General features: G+C 58.4%; 18 protein-coding genes and 4 pseudogenes. 12 read left to right on the forward strand and 10 right to left on the reverse strand.

Features of this window, described 5'->3' with window-relative positions; translation table 11 throughout:
* Positions 1-335: 335 nt before the first annotated feature.
* On the forward strand, positions 336-728 hold the full coding sequence (locus tag GA0061102_RS23060; protein WP_092853601.1) for a YciI family protein: 393 nt from the start codon (positions 336-338) through the stop codon (positions 726-728).
* A gap of 31 nt (positions 729-759) precedes the next feature.
* On the forward strand, positions 760-2,031 hold the full coding sequence (locus GA0061102_RS23065; RefSeq protein ID WP_092853603.1) for an RNA polymerase sigma factor: 1,272 nt from the start codon (positions 760-762) through the stop codon (positions 2,029-2,031).
* 32 nt (positions 2,032-2,063) lie between these two features.
* Here the strand turns inward: GA0061102_RS23065 and GA0061102_RS23070 are convergent, their stop codons facing one another.
* The gene (locus GA0061102_RS23070) at positions 2,064-3,464 is read right to left on the reverse strand and encodes an MFS transporter (protein ID WP_092853605.1); all 1,401 of its coding nucleotides are present in this window, start codon (positions 3,462-3,464) and stop codon (positions 2,064-2,066) included.
* Positions 3,465-3,685: 221 nt separating this feature from the next.
* Here GA0061102_RS23070 and GA0061102_RS23075 point away from each other — a divergent pair, with 221 nt between their 5' ends.
* Positions 3,686-4,681 carry a LysR family transcriptional regulator gene (locus tag GA0061102_RS23075; protein WP_092853607.1) on the forward strand — a complete coding sequence of 332 codons (996 nt, stop codon included), beginning with the start codon at positions 3,686-3,688 and terminating at the stop codon, positions 4,679-4,681.
* A 76-nt stretch (positions 4,682-4,757) separates the two neighbouring features.
* Here the strand turns inward: GA0061102_RS23075 and GA0061102_RS23080 are convergent, their stop codons facing one another.
* The 3 genes from GA0061102_RS23080 to GA0061102_RS23090 form a co-directional block, all read right to left on the reverse strand.
* Positions 4,758-5,219: a cupin domain-containing protein gene (locus tag GA0061102_RS23080; RefSeq protein WP_092853609.1), complete on the reverse strand. Its 462-nt coding sequence runs from the start codon at positions 5,217-5,219 to the stop codon at positions 4,758-4,760.
* Positions 5,220-5,363: 144 nt separating this feature from the next.
* Entirely contained in the window at positions 5,364-6,251 is an 888-nt protein-coding gene (locus GA0061102_RS23085) for a glycosyltransferase family 2 protein (RefSeq protein WP_092853611.1), read from the reverse strand.
* 601 nt (positions 6,252-6,852) lie between these two features.
* Complete coding sequence (locus tag GA0061102_RS23090) at positions 6,853-7,542, reverse strand: hypothetical protein (protein WP_167668043.1); 690 nt, start codon at positions 7,540-7,542, stop codon at positions 6,853-6,855.
* A gap of 116 nt (positions 7,543-7,658) precedes the next feature.
* On the opposite strand from GA0061102_RS23090, the gene GA0061102_RS23095 reads away from it, so the two are divergent.
* The gene (locus GA0061102_RS23095; protein ID WP_245298111.1) at positions 7,659-7,937 is read left to right on the forward strand and encodes a helix-turn-helix transcriptional regulator; all 279 of its coding nucleotides are present in this window, start codon (positions 7,659-7,661) and stop codon (positions 7,935-7,937) included.
* Between the two features lie 81 nt (positions 7,938-8,018).
* On the opposite strand, the gene GA0061102_RS23100 is transcribed toward GA0061102_RS23095, so the two are convergent.
* From GA0061102_RS23100 to GA0061102_RS23115, 4 genes and pseudogenes are all read right to left on the reverse strand, one after another.
* Positions 8,019-8,360, reverse strand: coding sequence for a hypothetical protein (locus tag GA0061102_RS23100; RefSeq protein ID WP_245298112.1), 342 nt, complete (start codon positions 8,358-8,360; stop codon positions 8,019-8,021).
* Positions 8,361-8,375: 15 nt separating this feature from the next.
* Positions 8,376-8,675 (reverse strand): HigA family addiction module antitoxin, encoded by a 300-nt coding sequence (locus tag GA0061102_RS23105; protein WP_092853617.1) that lies wholly within the window; start codon positions 8,673-8,675, stop codon positions 8,376-8,378.
* 79 nt (positions 8,676-8,754) lie between these two features.
* Positions 8,755-8,900, reverse strand: a pseudogene (locus GA0061102_RS33630) (type II toxin-antitoxin system RelE/ParE family toxin); the annotation flags it as partial.
* A 410-nt stretch (positions 8,901-9,310) separates the two neighbouring features.
* Positions 9,311-10,468, reverse strand: coding sequence for a GGDEF domain-containing protein (locus GA0061102_RS23115; protein ID WP_092853619.1), 1,158 nt, complete (start codon positions 10,466-10,468; stop codon positions 9,311-9,313).
* A gap of 298 nt (positions 10,469-10,766) precedes the next feature.
* Between GA0061102_RS23115 and tnpA the strand changes: the two genes are divergently transcribed.
* The 6 genes and pseudogenes from tnpA (at position 10,767) to GA0061102_RS23145 (ending at position 15,189) form a co-directional block, all read left to right on the forward strand.
* Positions 10,767-11,237 carry an IS66-like element accessory protein TnpA gene (tnpA, locus tag GA0061102_RS23120; protein ID WP_092853621.1) on the forward strand — a complete coding sequence of 157 codons (471 nt, stop codon included), beginning with the start codon at positions 10,767-10,769 and terminating at the stop codon, positions 11,235-11,237.
* Complete coding sequence (tnpB, locus tag GA0061102_RS23125) at positions 11,234-11,590, forward strand: IS66 family insertion sequence element accessory protein TnpB (protein ID WP_092853623.1); 357 nt, start codon at positions 11,234-11,236, stop codon at positions 11,588-11,590. Before tnpA ends, tnpB begins: the two co-directional genes overlap by 4 nt.
* Before the next feature lie 48 nt (positions 11,591-11,638).
* Positions 11,639-13,213, forward strand: a complete 1,575-nt coding sequence (gene tnpC, locus GA0061102_RS23130) for an IS66 family transposase (RefSeq protein WP_092853625.1) — start codon at positions 11,639-11,641, stop codon at positions 13,211-13,213.
* Positions 13,210-13,773 carry a UPF0149 family protein gene (locus GA0061102_RS23135; protein ID WP_092853627.1) on the forward strand — a complete coding sequence of 188 codons (564 nt, stop codon included), beginning with the start codon at positions 13,210-13,212 and terminating at the stop codon, positions 13,771-13,773. Before tnpC ends, GA0061102_RS23135 begins: the two co-directional genes overlap by 4 nt.
* 60 nt (positions 13,774-13,833) lie before the next feature.
* Positions 13,834-14,592: pseudogene (locus GA0061102_RS23140) on the forward strand (integrase core domain-containing protein); the annotation flags it as partial.
* A 234-nt stretch (positions 14,593-14,826) separates the two neighbouring features.
* Positions 14,827-15,189 (forward strand): Arm DNA-binding domain-containing protein, encoded by a 363-nt coding sequence (locus tag GA0061102_RS23145; RefSeq protein ID WP_208858693.1) that lies wholly within the window; start codon positions 14,827-14,829, stop codon positions 15,187-15,189.
* Here GA0061102_RS23145 and GA0061102_RS23150 read toward each other — a convergent pair.
* On the reverse strand, positions 15,106-15,396 hold the full coding sequence (locus GA0061102_RS23150) for a DUF3892 domain-containing protein (RefSeq protein WP_092853631.1): 291 nt from the start codon (positions 15,394-15,396) through the stop codon (positions 15,106-15,108). The genes GA0061102_RS23145 and GA0061102_RS23150 overlap by 84 nt on opposite strands.
* A 230-nt stretch (positions 15,397-15,626) precedes the next feature.
* Positions 15,627-15,986 (reverse strand): hypothetical protein, encoded by a 360-nt coding sequence (locus GA0061102_RS23155; RefSeq protein ID WP_092853633.1) that lies wholly within the window; start codon positions 15,984-15,986, stop codon positions 15,627-15,629.
* 109 nt (positions 15,987-16,095) lie between these two features.
* Between GA0061102_RS23155 and GA0061102_RS33990 the strand changes: the two are divergent.
* Positions 16,096-16,245, forward strand: a pseudogene (locus GA0061102_RS33990) (terminase small subunit-like protein); the annotation flags it as partial.
* Positions 16,241-16,743 (forward strand): annotated as a pseudogene (locus GA0061102_RS23165) (DDE-type integrase/transposase/recombinase); the annotation flags it as partial. The pseudogenes GA0061102_RS33990 and GA0061102_RS23165, both read left to right, overlap by 5 nt.

Here is a 16,743-nt window from a genome sequence, read left to right on the forward strand (position 1 = left end):
CTGGAGGCTGCGCCATTGAGGGGACGCCGGCTTTTGAAAGTCCGCAGGTGCAATTTCGCCTCACCATCTTGCAATGATTATGCGAAGTCAACAAAGCGATGCGGCGAGTTGCAGGATCATCCAAACCCAAGCTTTTCGGCTGCATCCTAGGTCGTTTTGAGCGTTGCCGATCTTGATGACTTGTGTGGGCCGGAAGTACGATTTGCCGGCGTTTCGGTCGTCATGCAGATTTTTCGAAACGACAGTCGATTTCCAGAGGGCTGCTTCGTTGTCAATATGAGCGGGCTTGTTGAGCGGCAATGGTGCCGGCGTCTCGCTTCCGGAGGAATTTTCCCATGCGTTTCATGTCTATTGTCACTGCCAAGGATTTCATGCATCCGACGCCGGAGCTTGCCGAAGCCATCCACAAGATCGCCGATCGGGAGATCAAGGCCGGCCGTATGATCGATACCGCGGGGCTGATGCCGCTTGCGACCGGCGCCCGGGTCACGATCAAGGATGGCAAGTTGAGTGTCGTCGACGGTCCCTTCGTCGAGGCCAAGGAAGTCGTCGGCGGTTATGCGATCTTCGAACTGCAGAGTAAGGAGGAGGCCGTGGCGCTCGCGGTCGAGTTCATGCAATTGCACAAGGATTTCATGCCCGGTTGGGAGGGCACCTGTGAAGTCCGCCCCTATTTTGAACCGGGCGCGGAGGGAGTATGCGATCCACTCGCCGAAGCACGGGCATGATGCTTCCTGCTCTACATCGGGGCGGGCGGTCTTGACGACCGCCGGCACCCATCGCGCGATCCTGGCCGCCTGGCGGATCGAGCAGCCGCGGCTGATCACCAGTCTGGCGCGATTGCTGCGCGATGTGCCGCTGGCCGAGGATCTCACGCAGGAAGCGCTGATTGTCGCATTGGAACGATGGCCGCAAACGGGCATCCCCGAGCGCCCCGGCGCGTGGCTTATGACCACCGCTAAACGCCGGGCGCTCGACCATTTGCGCCGTCGCCGGATGCTTGGCCAGAAGCACGAGTTGATCGTTCGGGAGATGGAGGAGGAGGAGCAGATCATGCCTGATCTAGACACCCCTCTCGATGACGATATCGGCGATGAAATGCTGCGCCTGATCTTCACGGCGTGCCATCCGCTGATTTCGCGCGAGGCGCGCGTGGCGCTGGCCTTACGGATGATCTGCGGTCTGACGACCGAGGAAATCGCCAGAGCATTTCTGGTGTCGGAAGCGACGATCGCCCAGCGCATCGTCCGTGCCAAGAAGACACTGTCGGAATCGGGGCTCGCGTATGAAACACCGCACGGGGAGGAATTGTCGCAACGCCTGGCCTCGGTGCTGGAGGTCGTTTATCTGATCTTCAACGAGGGCTACACGGCAGCGCGCGGCGAAAACTGGCTTCGGTTGCAATTGTGCAATGAGGCGCTGCGGCTGGGCCGAGTGTTGACCTCCGTGGCTCCGCTGGAGCCCGAAGCGCATGCGCTGCTGGCCTTGATGGAACTGAACGCTTCCCGTGCTGCGGCGAGGACGGATGCCGACGGCAACCCGATCCTTCTGCTCGAACAAAATCGCGCCCGTTGGGACCGGCTGCAGATCCAGCGCGGCTTGCAGGCCCTGAAGCGGGTACAGCAAATTGGCGGTGCCGGCGGGGTCTATGCCTTGCAGGCCGCGATCGTTGCATGTCATGCGAGGGCGGGGACCGCCGAGGAAACCGACTGGAGGCGGATCGCCACACTCTATGCGGAGCTTGCGAAGCTCATTCCTTCTCCGATCGTCGAACTCAATCGCGCCGTCGCCGTCGGCATGGTCGATGGCCCCGAGGCGGCATTGGAAATCATCGAGCGTCTGCGCGATGAGCCTGCGCTGAAGGACTATCATCTCCTACCGAGTGTTCGTGGCGATCTTCTTTACAAGCTCGGTCGCTACGACGAAGCGCAGCGAGCTTTCGAAACGGCTGCCGCGCTTGCTGAAAATCAGAGGGAGCGTGATTTCCTGATGCGCCGTGCTGACGAAGCTGCCGGCGCAGAGAAGGATTGACCCGCCCGTCGAGCGGGTTATCTTGCTTTGAGTTATTCCGCAGCCTGATAATTTGCCGTTCTCGCAGCGGAAGACCGCGGACCGACGGCTGCGAGCAGCGTGATGGCAGCAGCCAGGATCGTTACGAAACCGATGCCGGCCATATAGGGATTCCAGCCGAAGCTCGGTGCGGCGCTGAAGACCGCCGATGCTGCCGCCAGGACGATGCCGCCGCCGATCTGGAACGACGCAAAGAGCATGCCGGAAGCAAGGCCCGATTCATCGTCGCTGACATCAGACAGGGCAGCGACCTGGATCGACGGATAGGTCATGGCATAGCCGACGCCAAGCAGCAGCTGGGAGATGATGACGAGAACGATGGTATCGATCTGGCCGGCCGACAGCACCCAGAAGAGATAGCTGATAGCCTGCAATCCCACGCCGAACGTCATCAGTGTCGTCGTCCCGCGATTCTGTCCGATCGTCGCAAAGCGTGGTGCGAGGAACATCACGCAGGTGCCGCCGACGGCGAAGGCAAAGCCAGTGGCAAAGGCCGACCAGCCGACGACGGTCTGGTAATAGAGTGTCGCGATGAACTGGAAGCCGACATAGGCACCCTGGAACAGTGCGGCGATGGCATTGGCATGGCTGAGCTTGGCGCGGCGGAACATGGCGAGCGGCACCATCGGATCGCGATGGCGCGATTCCACGACCAGGAACAGCACGATCAGGATCAGGGCGGCAAGGAGCGAGCCCCAGGTTGCGAAGGCCTGCCAGCCATCGGCGGCTGCATTGGTGACACCGAAGACGAAGAGCAGCAGGCCAGGGGTGATCGTCAAGGCGCCGGCCCAGTCGAAACGGGCGCTTGGGCCGCTTCGCTTATGATCGGCGGGCAGGACCAGAGGTGCTACGATCAGGGCGAGAATGGCGACGGGTGCGCCCATGACCAGGGTCGCCCGCCAGCTGATGATGGTTGCTGCGCCACCGAGCACCATGCCGAGCACGAAGCCCGCGGCACCGGTGGAGGAGAATACGCCGAGCGCCTTGGCGCGCGCCGGGCCTTCTCCGAAAACGGAGAGCAGCAGTGCAAGGGCTGCCGGCGCCGTGAAGGCGGCCGCAATGCCCTTGATCAGGCGTGCGGCGATCAGGGTCGGGGCGCTATCGACGAAGCCGCCGGCAATGCTGGCGGCGGCAAAGACCGCGAGCGACCAGAGAAAGACGCGGCGGTGGCCGAAGAGATCGGCGACGCGGCCGCCGAGCAGCAGGAAGCCGCCATAGCCGAGCACATAGGCGCTGACGGCCCATTGCAGCGAAGTGGCCTGCATGCCGAGCTCTTTCTGGATCGCGGGTAGGGCCACACCAATGGTGGAGACGTCCATGGCGTCGAGGAAATTGGCGGCGCATAGCAGCAGCAACGCCAATCCCGCCCCGCTTCGGGTTTGGGAAGAAGTCATCGGGATCGTTCCTTTCTAGAGCCGTCAGGTGCTTCTCGGAGCGCAGGAAGGCCCTATGCCGTTGTTCACTCGCAATTCCGGACGGAAAACCGCTACGCACTTTTCCTGGAATTGCTCCGGGCTGCCGTCTCTCGGGAGGTTGAAAGCGGCAGGGAACGAGAAAATGTACATCTTCAAACCCTATTGCAAATTGATAGTAACCATGTCAGGTATTACTGGTGATGATGAATGATGCAACGCTTCGAAAAATCGATCTCAACTTGCTGCTCGCCTTTTCCGTGCTGATGCAGGAGCGGAATGTCAGCCGTGCTGCCGAGCGTCTGCTGCTCGGCCAGCCGGGCCTTTCCGCGGCGCTACGCCGGTTGCGCGAGACGCTGGATGATGAGTTGTTCGTGCGTGTCGGCCGCGGTTTGCAACCGACACCGCGGGCGCTTTCCATTGCGCCGGCGATCGAGGATGCGCTGTCCGGCATCGAGCGTGCCATTCGTCCGCCGGCAGCCTTCGATCCCGCGGACTGGCATGGTGAGTTCCGTATCGGCCTCTGCGACAATCTCGAATCGTCCTTCTTCGGGCCGCTGGTGGCGCGGCTGCGTCAACTCGCGCCGAATGCCCGGTTGATCAGCGTGGCGTTCGACCGGCGCGACGCCGTGCGCCTGCTGGACGAGGGCGCCTTTGACTTCAGTATCTCCGTGCATGACGAACCTGCCTCCTGGCATGTTCGCGCGCCGCTGTTCGAGCAAGCGTCGTTGTGCATCTACGATGCCCGGCATCTGAAATGCGCAACGCCGCTGAGCCTGAAGCATTTCGCGACCGCGCCGCATGTGACCGTTTCGCTTGAAGGCGCCATATCCAGCGGTGTCGACGTTGCTCTCGCGCGCCTCGGCCATCGCCGCCAGGTCGTAGCGACGGTTCCCCGCTTTTCCGCACTGCCGACGACGCTACGGGCCATTCCGGCCATCGCGACGGTTCCTGAAGCCATTGCCCGCTGCATGGCGCAACTGCACGATCTGACGATTTCCGAGCCGCCGTTCGAACTGCCGGCTGATCCGGTGACGATGCTCTATCGGCGTGTCGATCAGGCCGACAGCCGCTCGGTGTGGTTCCGCCGCCTGTTCGTGGAAGTGGTTGCGGAAGCGCTCGAGGCGAGTGGATGCCGCATGGGCGTTTCCAAGGATGCGTGCTGCTACGATCCGCCAGTCTTGGCGGAAGCGGTGTAATCCTCCAGCTGAGCGATCGGCCGCTTTCGCCCATGTCGCCTTCGCAAAGCTGCAGCGTATCATTGCGCGACAAGTTCTAGCCGTCAGGATAAGGCATGCCGTCTTTGTGCACGAACCGTCCGTCGGTGCTCGAGCTCATCATGTCGACGTCGGAGCAGGTGATGAGGTCGGTCGGTGAACGCGTTCCGGCTTCGAGGTAGACAGCCGTCGTGTCGGATCTGTTGATCAAGTGGTGGCCGTTGCCCGAATTCTTCGGGAAGGCTGCGCAATCGCCGGCGTGCAGCACTGTTTCGCCCTCATCCTCGACCAGCGTCAGCTCGCCTTCCAGTACATAGACGAACTCATCCTCCTCGGAATGCCAATGCCGCTGGCTCGACCAATTGCCCGGCGCAAGCCGCATGAGATTGATCCCGAAATCGGTGAGGCCGCCGGCATCGCCCAGCCGCTGCCGTATGCGCTCGGCACAGGGATCGTTGAACGGAGCGGGATAGCGCGTACCCTTGAGTTTCGGCACGGCTGCAACATCGATCTTCGGCATGAGAAACCTGCCTGCGATTTACCGGGGATGTGATGGGTTTTGAGCTTGTGGACAAGTCTAGCAAAAGTCGCCATGCATCGTCCAGCGACGAGCTTCACCTTGGCAGTCAGCACCGCGCATCGATTTTGTCGGAAAAGTCCGGGCTCACTTCTGGTGGGTTTTGAAGGCCGGCACGCTGTTCCACCCGGACCAGCGGCCGGAAAATATCTCCCGAGAACGCTTTGCCAGGCCGGGTTTGCCGCTCAGCGTGTAGACAACAACGCCCATCAGCGGCCGTACCAGATGGGGAAGGAAAAACTGAAGGCTATAGTCATGCTTGCGCATCACATAGCCCATGCCGACGCTGTAGGCGCGTATCTTTGCAACACTGCCCGGCGAGGCGCGATCGCTGAGATCCTCCGGATGATGACCGACAAGCGTAGGAACGTAATAGCCCTGATACCCGGCTTTCAGCAGTTTCAAGGCGATGTCTTGAACCTCGTAGCCGCCCCAGCGGGTGCCCGCGCCGGGGCCGATTTCTCCAGCGAAGCCCTCCACTTCTTCGAATGAGCTCCTCCTGATGACGATTGCCCATTCGATGAGCGTCGTCCAGACGGTCTTGCGATCCACAAGAGTGGGGGCCTTTTCGAAGGTGCCCATGATCGTATTGCCTTCGAGATCAACGGGACGGCCGCTGTAGAAGTCGCTCGGATGAACTGCCCTCAACGTGTCGAATTGGGAGACGAAATCCTCTGGATACCAGCAGTCGTCATCGGGGAAGAGAAGCCACTCGCCACTCGCAAAAGTAGCACCAAGATTGCGCGCGCGGCACACCCCGCGGCTTTCGGCGCGCTTTCTCGTGATGGGCAATTTATCGGACCAGACTTCCAGAATAGGGCCCAATCGATCATCATTGTTCTGATCGACAACGATAATCTCGAAATTATTCACTTTCTGGGCTGCCAATGACTTCAGCAGCCTTTCGATTTCGTGGGTTCGGCCAAGAGTTGCGATAACTATGGATAACAAAATTTCAGAGTTTCGCAGTGCCATTACAAGTCCAGTGGATGAATAAATAGGGGCGCATTCTTACAAATATCAGTTTCATCGAAATTTCTAATAAAATCATGAATAACCTGAGTAAAGTTGCTTCATGTGCCTTTTACAGGATTGCTGCCTATCGATCTTAATGGCGGCTCGCCCTCGATGGCAATCGTCATAGTATATTTCGAAGAAAGTTGGAGCTAGATTCACGCGCTATGGTAAAAACGATCGGTATCGTGCGGTAAAGCGGCGCCGGATCGAAGTATTGCTAAGACTTCCACATCAGCTCAATGCCGCCGTCCGTTTTCTCGTAAAGATTGTATTCTCGGATATATTCACCTCAGTTGCCCGCGATATACCACCCGGCGCAATAGCGCACCCAACCCGCCAAGCTCTCAATATGTTCGGTCTCGCGATAAACGTGATGCCGCCGCCTAAGCTGATGACATTAAGATGACTGATGGAGGCCGAAAGCTGTCCGTTAGCTAAGGGGCAAAATCACCGCTGCCGTTCCGCGAAAACCGAAGCGCGAATTTCGCTGCACGTTGACGCCAACGCGTTGGTTGGTATCGGCTCCGCTTGGAACGGTATTGTGTCAGGCGGCTTCGGGTCACCGTTGACGAGCTCTTACAGCTGCCACCTCGAGTATTGGAGTTTGTGCTTTGTCCGAGGTCGCGAGCTCAGACAGCGATTTGACCATTTCAATGAGATCGTTCATTACCGAACGCAGTGGCGGCCAGGGAAATTCGTCACTTTCAGGCGATGCTATTCCCAGTGTCAGAACAACCTGCAGCTTGGCGATCATCCCTTCGATGGACTGTGCGGGCATATCCCATAACTCCGCCGCCAAGGCCAGCTCACGATCGGCGGCCACGCGCTCGGCTTCCCGGGCTCTTGTGTACCCCATGACCTTGTCTGCGGCGCTCCAACGACGGAGTTGTACCGATAGCTCCTCCTTGGCCCTGTCGCGGGCCTCCTCGTTGTCCGGACCTTCTAGCCAATATTCGATGTCCGCTTCGTTTTGGATGACGACCGGTTCAAGCGTGCCGGGGACCTCAATCTTAACCATCGGAAAGCCCACAGCCTCGACTAACTGGGTCTCGAGATGCTGTTGCAGACGGCAGCTCAGCTCGAACTCGCGGTGGGCTTCGTGCCATTCCAGCCATTTTGCCAAGGCAGGATCGGCATCGGCGCCACTGCCGTCGCGATCCTGCACGCGCGCCAGAAAATCTGTCGTGTACGAAAGAATGTTTAGACGGGTATTTGAAGGCAAAGTTCTGCTATTCTCAGAATCACCCATGATCCGAGCTCCCGATAGCTTGGTTGTGGTTAGGTCGAATAGGTGTTCCACCACCTGTTCGACCGCAAGATGTTAGTGTCCCTACAAAATGATAGAAGTCAATCAGAAAGTTTGCCTTGAATAAAAAGCATCTTACCGTGGAGCAGTGCCGTGCCGCGCGCGCTATGTTGGGTTGGAATCAAGCCCAGCTTGCGGAAGCAGCGAATGTGTCACGTCAGACTATTGCTGATTTTGAACGCGGAGCACACATGCCCATCGGCAACAATCTCGCGAGTATTATTGCAGCGTTTGTGAAGGCCGGGATTGATTTCATTCCGGAAAACGGCGGTGGGGCAGGGGTGAGGTTCAAGAAGCCAGTGCAGGGCCTGAGAGGCGGCCCTGACGCGCAGACATAGTGTTTCTCCAGGTCTCGGGCAGGACAGTGCCACCAAATGGCCGGACTCTAATCCATTCTGGAGGAAATTCTCACTGGCAGGTCAATTGACGCCTAGGAAATCCGCAGCCTCGTTGTTGGAAAGGCCGGCTTGTTCCTGCCATTTCCGCACATCGTCCAAGGCGAAATCACGCTGGTCTCCGGCGATCTGGAAAAGGTGATAGGCATCGATTGCCAGATCTTCGCCAGCCCATTCGACCGTTGCGCCGTAATCTGTGACGGTCGCGGTCTTCCAGACTTCCGGCGATTTGAGAGGGGTGAGAAGTTCGCCGCCGGTCGCAATCCAGCCGAAAAGGTGTGCGGCGGATGCCGGGGCACCCTTCCATTGAATTTCCAGCGTCATGTTCGACGTTGGCGTTACGTTTTCGATGCGGGGCACTTTCATCTTTGGTTGCCTGCCTTATGCGGGCTCAAGCTCTTTAATCTGCGCAAGATCGTTTTCCATCACTCGGGCGGCGATCTTGATATCATAGGCGTTCTGCAGATTGAGCCAAAACTCAGGAGCCGTCTTGAAGAACTTCGCCAGCCGCATCGCCGTGTCTGTGGTGATGCCCGTCTTTTCGGAGATGATGCGCTCAACGCGGGTGCGCGGCACATTGATGTGCTTCGCCAGCGCATAGGGCGTCATGTCGAGCGGTTCGAGATACAGTTCCTGCAGGATTTCGCCCGGATGGATCGCGGGGAGTTTACTAACTGTCATGATCGCTTGCCCTCCTTGGCCGTTGTCATGATGGCTATCACGCTCTTTCGGGTCAATGATAGTCCGTGATTTCGACTTGCTACGGGCCTGCTTCCGTCCAGATGAAGCAGATGCGCCATTGCTTGTTGATCCTTATCGAGCGCTGGCCTGCACGGTCGCCCGACAGCTTTCCAGACGATTGCCGGGCGGGGACCGCAGGTCTTCAGCGCTGGTTGCTGCGTTCAACAGACAACGTTGTCGCGTCGCCAGAAGATCAAGCCAAACGAGATGCGCGTGATGTCGCCGACCAGTTCAAGGAAGATATGTTGCGACACATGTCTAAGGCGCTCGAGCGAACGTGATTAAAGAAACCAATTTCCGCATAAACTTTGAAGCGATCGGCGAGCCGCGCATGGCTTCAGAACGGGCCCCATGGGCGCCGGGCTTCTCACGTCGGTAGGCATCGGTGGGGAAAGCTTTGCCTCGCGGCGTTGAGGCAGAGCTGAAAAGGCCCGTTGAAGGACCTCCCTGTGCAAACCTCCGATTGGGGAGCGAGTGCTCGCACAATCGTGCTCTACGACTGCTGGATTAAATCAGCCTGAAGGGCTGGTGGTTGCCGGCCTGTGCGGGAATTCGAAAGCGCAACCGCACCGTTCCTACGCGGCTTGCTGATTTTCTCCAAAAACGTCGACCCGGTTGCGGCCTTCGCGCTTCGAACGATAGAGCGCCTCGTCCGCCTCGTGCATCAGCCGTTCAAAATCTCCGCAGCTTTCCGCACGCGCCGCAACGCCGATGCTCAGGGTCGGAAAGACTGCCAGATCCGGCCGCTGCAGGACGGCAGCGGCGAAGGCGAGACGGATGCGCTCGGCAATCGCCGCCGCACCCTCCTGGGAAACGTTTTTCAGCACCGCCAGGAACTCATCCCCACCTTGACGGGCAAGCAGGTCGTCGGAGCGCATGATGCCTCTCGAAACGCTGGCGAAAAGCCGCAAGATGTCGTCGCCGGCAGCGTGACCATGTCTGTCGTTCAGTTGCTTGAAATGGTCGATATCGATGATCAGTAGCGATATAGGCAGGGAACCGAGAACCGGCAGATGCTGGGCAAGGCCGCCGCGATTGAGCGCGCCGGTCAGCGGATCGTGGTGAGCGAGTTCCGTGAGCTGATTTCGGCTGCGCTCGGCCGCCATCAGCACCATGGCCATGCTGCGAAGCATGATGAACGCGACCGCCGACACCGCCATCCAGCTGTGAATTGCACTGCTGCCGAAAGGATCCGGCCCGCCAATCTCACCGGTCGCCGCGAGAATGCTGCGAACCGCAAAGATCCCAGCAGTGCAAATATAGAGACCGACAAGCAAGGCTGCCGAATAAAGCCTCTCGCGTCGGACAATGCTGATTGCCTCCCTTGCAACGGCAAGATCGCAGAGACAGCAGATGACGGAGACGTAAAGGAGCCTCGCTGAGACCGCCGATGGTTCACTGACGATGAGTACGACAGGAACGCTGGCGAGCAAGATGGCAAGCCAGAAGTAGCGCTGGTCGAGCGCTCGTCTCGAAAACGTCCGCACGGCAAAGAGCATTAGCACGTAGCCGGCGATGGTGACGACATTGCCGCCGTCGATCGAGACGGAGTAGGGAACGAGGTCGCGCAACGCGACGAGGAAAGACCCGACGCCGACAAGAAGGTTGCTTAGGCCCCACCACAGCGGCCACCTCTCGAAGCGGCCGGTCGTATAGGCTGCAAGCTGGAGAATGCCCAGCACGAAACAGCTCACAGCAACGATGAAATAGATTGTCCTGAGATCCAGCAGCATGGCGCTTTCCCGAAATTCCCGTGGAACGTACCGCAGGCGTTTTGCGGTTTGATTGGAGGCTTCGCTAAGAATTTAACGATCACGGGGTTTCCTGCTAAATAATGCAGCAATTCAAGCGTTGCAGCGTCCTTTACGCGTCTGCAAAGACATGCCCGCAAACGACAACGCCATCGAGCCGAAGGGACAGCCTTGTCACAGGCATTGCTGCCGAACGATCGTGAGCGCGACGAACACCCCACCTTTTCTTTTGTGATTTAGATCGCGAGATAAGCTCCTTTATCGATAGGAGCGGAACGGAATGGTTGGAGATCGCGCTGATGCCATGCTTGAAGTCATGGATGAAGGCATGCATGAAGCGAGGCATGAGGGAAAGTATCGTCGGATTGAGGTGATCACCGGTCGGCGGCAGCGGCGGAATTGGACTGACGAGGAGAAGGCGCGGATCCTTGCGGAAAGCGCGGAACCTGCTGTGAACATCTCGGCTGTTGCCCGGCGCTGGGGCGTCAATCGCGGCTTGCTGAATGTCTGGCGTCGGGAAGCTGGGCTGACCTCCCAGCGAACCACAAAGGACTGCGCGCAGCCGGCGATGTTCGTGCCGGTGACGATGATTGGTGATCGAGCGTCCGTCGACAGCTCGTCATCGGATGTCACCCCCTTCGCCGCCGGTCGGATTGAGATCGAGATTGCTGGCGCGCGCATGACGGTTGTCGGCTCGGTGGCGCCCGAGTTGGCGCAGGCGATGGTGGCGGCATTGCGAGGGCGCCGGTGATCGGACTTTCACCAAACGGTGTGAAGATCATGGTGGCGACGCAGCCTGTCGACTTCCGACGTGGCATGAATGGCTTGGTGGCATTGGTGGTGACAGCGCTTGCGGCCGATCCTTATTGTGGTGACGTATTTGTGTTCCGCGCCAAGCGTCTCGATCGACTTCGCTGCATTTACTGGGACGGATCAGGCATGATTTTAGCGACGAAGTGGTTGGAGGCTGGCAAATTCGTTTGGCCGCCGATCCGCGATGGGTCCCTGCAGATGACGCGCGAAGAGTTCTCGCTTTTGGTTGCCGGTATTGACTGGACGAGGGTGAAGCAGAACCCGGTGAGACGCCCCTTGAAAGCAGGTTGATCCTGTTGGATTTACTTGAAGATTCAGTCTCATATGGTATGTTTTGCCATGCCGCTTCGACCCGATCCCCTGCCCAGGAATGCTGCGCAACTGACCCGGATCATTCTCTCGCTCAACGAAGAGAATGCCGACCTTAAGGCGCGCGTAGCCTTCCTGGAGCGCCAGCTCTTCGGGACGAAATCGGAAAAAATGACGATCATTGATCCGACGCAGGCAATGCTCGACCTTGATGATCTGATCGACACTCCCATTGCTGCCAATGACGATGTCGCGCCGGCCGGTGAAGACAAAACGCAGGCACGGCGATCACCAGCCCGCAATATCGGAAGCTTGCCCAAGCACCTTCCGCGCTACGACGAGGTCATCGAGCCGGAGGACAAGACCTGCCCCTGCTGCTCGTTCGACCTTCATTGCATCGGCACGGATGTCAGCGAGGCGCTCGACATCGTGCCTGCCGTTGTCCGGGTGAAACGGACGATCCGGCCACGCTATGCCTGCCGGGCCTGCGAGAGTGCCATCGTGCAAGCGCCCGCACCGGCACGCGTCATGGACGGCGGCATGGTGACCACGGCCTTTGCAGCCCATGTCGCCGTTTCGAAGTTTGCCTGGCATCTCCCGGTCCATCGACAGGCGCAGATGCTCGCCTCCTGCGGCGTCATCATCGATCGCGGCACGCTCGGCGCCTGGGTCACGCGGGTCGCCTGGTGGCTTGAGCTTCTCTATGATGCGCTCACCGCCTTCATCCGCTCGCAGCCGAGGGTGTTCTGTGACGAGACGCCACTTCCGCGCCTCGATCCGGGGCGCAAACGAACCAAGGTCTGCCAATTATGGGCACAAGCGGTTGACGACCGCCCCTGGAATGGTCCGGCGCCGCCGGCGGTCGCCTATACTTTTGCAGAAAGTCGAAGCGCCCGCGAGGTCGAGGAACAATTGTCGTCGTTTGCCGGCTTGCTTCAAGTTGACGGATACCAAGCCTATAAAACATTGGCCAAGCGCCGTGGGAAGAGCAATGTCGCCCCCTTGCGGCTAGCCTTCTGCCTGGCCCATGCCCGGCGGAAGTTCGTTGATGTCGTCAAGCTGACCGGCTCTTCGGAGGCTTTGTCGATCCTAGCCAGGATTGCCGAAATCTATCGTATTGAAGCTAGACTACGGGGCGAAAGTGCCGATACCCGGGTCTTCGTGAGGCGCCGCGAGGCAGCTCCGATCATGAGAGAACTAAACGCCCATCTCACTGAACTGAGCGACGAGGTGTCGGCGAAATCGGCGCTTGGTAAGGCCGTCGCCTACACGCTCAACCACTGGAGGGGGCTGACAGCCTTTCTCGATGATGGCCGGGTTGAGGTAGACTCTAATGTCGTCGAGCGTTCCATGAAATCCGTGGCTCTGACGAGGAAGAATTCGTTGTTCGTGGGCAACGAGCGCGGTGGCAAGACCTTCGCGGTGCTGGCATCGCTCGTCAACACGGCAAAGCTTAATGGCGTGGATCCCGAGATCTGGATTGCCGATGTGCTGGAGCAGATCATCTCCGGCAAAGTGAAAGCCAACCAAATGGAAAGCCTCCTGCCTTGGGCCTGGAAGGCTGAGCGTGACGCGCTGTCACAGCGGGAGCGACGGGCAGCATGACACCGAACAGCCAGGAGATGACGCCACGACCCAAGCTCGATGACGAGGCGTTCGAAGCCTTTAGCAGGGGACGTCGTCCGGCATCGCCAATCTGGTCAATGAGCAGCCTCGATGGTTACCTTACCGCTCTCATCATCGGACCGAGGTTCATCGATCCGCGCAAATGGATCCCCGAGCTGACCGGTCCGGATGCCCTGAACCTACCTATGGAAACAACCGAACATCGGGCCGTCCAAACAATCGTTGCAGAATATAACCGCATCTCAGCGAGCCTTTCCGAAACACCGAAGGACCATCGGCCCAGATTCACCAGGATCGATGATCAGACCTTTGATCCATTCGATTGGGATCTCTGCTTTCTGCTGGCAACAGGATACGCGCCCAAGCTTTGGCAGCCCGTCCTTCGAGGCCATGCCGTCACTGGCGATATCATCGCGCCGATCCGCAAGCTCGGCGAGGTGAAACGCAAAGCGACACACCAGGATGCTGCCGACGTCGCTGAAGCACTCGTCAATATCCGAACATACTTTATGCCCAGGAGGGCTAAGCAGAAACACTGACCCCGAACCAATAGCCCGGCCGTCAATCGACAAAGCCGTGGGCTATTCGTAGCGCTCACAAACGATCTGTGGTGTGCCGACTTCAAGGGCGAGTTCAAACTCGGCGATGGCCGATACTGTTACCCATTGACGGTCACCGATCAGGCTTCACGTTATCTTCTCGCCTGTGAAGCCTTCGAATCGACACGGGAGCCTGGCGTCTTCGAGGCCTTCCGGCGGCTGTTTGCCGAGCGTGGCCTGCCAAGCGCGATCCGTAGCGACAACGGTTTGCCTTTCGCCAGCCCCAACGGGCTCTACAATCTGTCGAAGCTGTCGGTGTGGTGGCTGCGGCTCGGCATCGTCCTCGAGCGCATCAGGCCGGGCCGTCCCCAAGAAAACGGCCGGCATGAGCGCATGCACCTGACGCTCAAGAAAGAGGCGACCAGGCCACCTGGCAGAAATATCCTGCAGCAACAGGCCCGCTTCGATGCGTTCGTCAGCGAATTCAATACCGAGCGGCCGCATGAAGCCCTGGCGATGAAGACGCCGGTCGATCTCTACACGCCATCGGCGCGCCGATATAACGGGCTGCCGGAGATCGACTATCCGTTCCACGATCGAGAGGCGCTGGTGACCCATTGCGGCCGCATCTGCATCTATCGCAAGAAGATCAACATCTCGAGCGTGCTGGCCGGCCAGAAGCTCGGCATCAAAGAAGTCGACGACGGTATTTGGCTCGTCAGCTTCATGCACTATGATCTGGGATATATCGACCTGGAACAGAGAACTTTGCAAACCATCGACAACCCGTTCGGCACGAGGTTGTCACCCATGTCTTAGGGACGATCTGTTACCTATGTCTTCGGTATGGACAGAAAAAGATTGGCGCACCCGACATGCGCCATTCTCGTCTCCAGCGGTTTCCGAAGATAGCCAGCGATGCCTTGTGGAATAAGGGTTTTTGCCGCTTCTATTGTCCGAAGCGTTCCGGTAACGTTCTTATCGTTCTAGATCGTATTGGGGGAAAGGAAGGGGGAAAGGTTGACAACGTTAAATCGTCGCCCAGAGAAAGCCTTGACTGCGCAATTCGTCAAGAATGCCTCGACACCAGGAAAGTATTTCGACGGGCATGGGCTTTATCTGCGGGTTGATGATGGCGGCCGTCGTTACTGGGTCCAGCGTATTGTCATTCGCGGCAAGAGGCGAGAGATTGGCCTAGGGCCGGCATCGTTGATCACTCTCGCGGAAGCTCGGTCGGCCGCGATCGAGAACAGGAATACCAAGAACTATATGCCGCTCAACAGGCGCTTGCTTGGGTGTTGGAGCCAGTTGGCATCGCCTCACCCATGGCTGTTATTTTGGGCACTCCGGAAGTGCAAGAAGGTTGTTGGGCTGAACCCCATCCGGCTCCGTTTTCAGATACTCGTGTCCAGCTGAACTCTTAGCGATCACGACCCAGACGTTTTTACCGCCTCCGGTGGTCCAGAACTTCCATTTGCCTGACTTAATACCAGCAATAGCTTCGCTTTCAGTAAGGCGCCACCGAGTGCCGTTTGTATTCACGCCGCCAACGTTTCTAATGCGTTCGTGGGCGTTAGAGCGATCAGTCTTGTTGATGCACTTTATCTCTACTTCATCTGCCATTTTCCCCTCCTGTGTTAGGCGAGTAAATAATGGCAAAATACATCCATGAGTCGAGTCATATTTCAAGAGCGGGCATTTCACCGGCATCAAGCCAATGGCTTTCACCCTTGGGTGTAGAACCGCGCTGCCGCTTCGGGGTTGTGCGCCTTCTTAAACGGCGTGAAGTGGGCAACGCCGGTTTCAGCCTAACTACGAGGGCAAGATAGTAGAGTATGGCAAGCACAGCGATTTCATCGGCCCTGGAGAACCCTAAGGATTTCGGGCGTAGTGCTTCCGGTCTTTTTCCAATCAAGTATGTCTTTCGTACCGATCCGACCTGATGCAACGCCTCGGATCATTCTCTCGCACAAGACTTGATCAGCATTCTTCGCGGGGAGGTTAAAAATGAGCACCATCATGCCGTTATCGCCCGCAGTAAGTCTCTTCGATCGGCAGAAGTCGATGGCCCTCTGTCGAAACTCTGGGCTATGAGCAAGAGCCATTTTGACGAACTCCGCATTTTTAGCCGCTTCGATCTTGTTCTGAGGCGTGGTGCAAGCCGAGAGGAAAGCCAGCGCAGCAAGGGCTGGTAAGATGCGGAAGTATTTCATGATAATCCCCGATTGAACTCAAGCGCAGGCTCTACACCGAAGAGTTTCGCGAACGGTTAGCGCGAGATGGGAAAATTTAACTACCACACCGATCAGAAGGTGAGGGGAAATGACCAGCGATAAGAAGGGCGGCAGGCCGTCCAAATTCACTATCAAGCTCTCCGATGAGATCTGCGACCGCATCGCTGGCGGCGAAAGCCTCCGCTCCATCTGCCTTGATGAGGAGATGCCGGCAAAGTCCACGGTGTTCGCATGGCTACCGACGGCTGTTCATCCTGCTTCGTCGGGATGGAGAAGCGTCCGGGGTCAATCGCATCTACCGGCTCTATCGCGAGGAAGGTCTTTCGGTTCGCAAGCGGAAAGCACGGCGGCGTGCGGTCGGCACGCGTGCGCCGATCCTGGTTGAAGCGAAGGCCAATGCCCGCTCCCTCTCGGCGTTGTAAGCAACGCCTGCCGGGCAAGGGGATCGCTGGATTTCGTCCATGATCAGTTTGCCTGCGGCAGACGCTTCCGCGTTCTCAACATTGTCGATGATGTGACGCGCGAATGCCCGGCGGCAATCCCGGACACATCTATCTCCGGTCGACGTGTTGCTCGAGAACTGACGACGCTGATTGAACGACGCGGTAAGCCAAAAATGATTGTCTCCGACAACGGCACCGAACTCACGTCGAATGCCATCCTCGCCTGGTCGAAAGATCACAAGGTCGAATGGCACTACATCGCGCCAGGAAAGCCGATGCAGAATGGCTATGTC

Origin of the sequence: Martinezella miluonensis, assembly GCF_900094545.1 — a bacterium.
GTDB lineage: Bacteria > Pseudomonadota > Alphaproteobacteria > Rhizobiales > Rhizobiaceae > Rhizobium > Rhizobium miluonense.

What these genes read in the sequence shown, in the direction of transcription:
- GA0061102_RS23075 (WP_092853607.1), top strand. Translation starts at nt 3,686, where the DNA reads ATGATGAATGATGCAACGCTTCGAAAAATCGATCTCAACTTGCTGCTC.
- GA0061102_RS23080 (WP_092853609.1), bottom strand. Translation starts at nt 5,219, where the DNA reads ATGCCGAAGATCGATGTTGCAGCCGTGCCGAAACTCAAGGGTACGCGC.
- GA0061102_RS23060 (WP_092853601.1), top strand. Translation starts at nt 336, where the DNA reads ATGCGTTTCATGTCTATTGTCACTGCCAAGGATTTCATGCATCCGACG.
- GA0061102_RS23150 (WP_092853631.1), bottom strand. Translation starts at nt 15,396, where the DNA reads ATGGCAGATGAAGTAGAGATAAAGTGCATCAACAAGACTGATCGCTCT.
- tnpC (WP_092853625.1), top strand. Translation starts at nt 11,639, where the DNA reads ATGCCGCTTCGACCCGATCCCCTGCCCAGGAATGCTGCGCAACTGACC.
- GA0061102_RS23100 (WP_245298112.1), bottom strand. Translation starts at nt 8,360, where the DNA reads ATGAAAGTGCCCCGCATCGAAAACGTAACGCCAACGTCGAACATGACG.
- GA0061102_RS23070 (WP_092853605.1), bottom strand. Translation starts at nt 3,464, where the DNA reads ATGACTTCTTCCCAAACCCGAAGCGGGGCGGGATTGGCGTTGCTGCTG.
- GA0061102_RS23090 (WP_167668043.1), bottom strand. Translation starts at nt 7,542, where the DNA reads ATGGGTGATTCTGAGAATAGCAGAACTTTGCCTTCAAATACCCGTCTA.
- GA0061102_RS23105 (WP_092853617.1), bottom strand. Translation starts at nt 8,675, where the DNA reads ATGACAGTTAGTAAACTCCCCGCGATCCATCCGGGCGAAATCCTGCAG.
- GA0061102_RS23135 (WP_092853627.1), top strand. Translation starts at nt 13,210, where the DNA reads ATGACACCGAACAGCCAGGAGATGACGCCACGACCCAAGCTCGATGAC.
- GA0061102_RS23085 (WP_092853611.1), bottom strand. Translation starts at nt 6,251, where the DNA reads ATGGCACTGCGAAACTCTGAAATTTTGTTATCCATAGTTATCGCAACT.
- GA0061102_RS23115 (WP_092853619.1), bottom strand. Translation starts at nt 10,468, where the DNA reads ATGCTGCTGGATCTCAGGACAATCTATTTCATCGTTGCTGTGAGCTGT.
- GA0061102_RS23155 (WP_092853633.1), bottom strand. Translation starts at nt 15,986, where the DNA reads ATGAAATACTTCCGCATCTTACCAGCCCTTGCTGCGCTGGCTTTCCTC.
- tnpA (WP_092853621.1), top strand. Translation starts at nt 10,767, where the DNA reads ATGGTTGGAGATCGCGCTGATGCCATGCTTGAAGTCATGGATGAAGGC.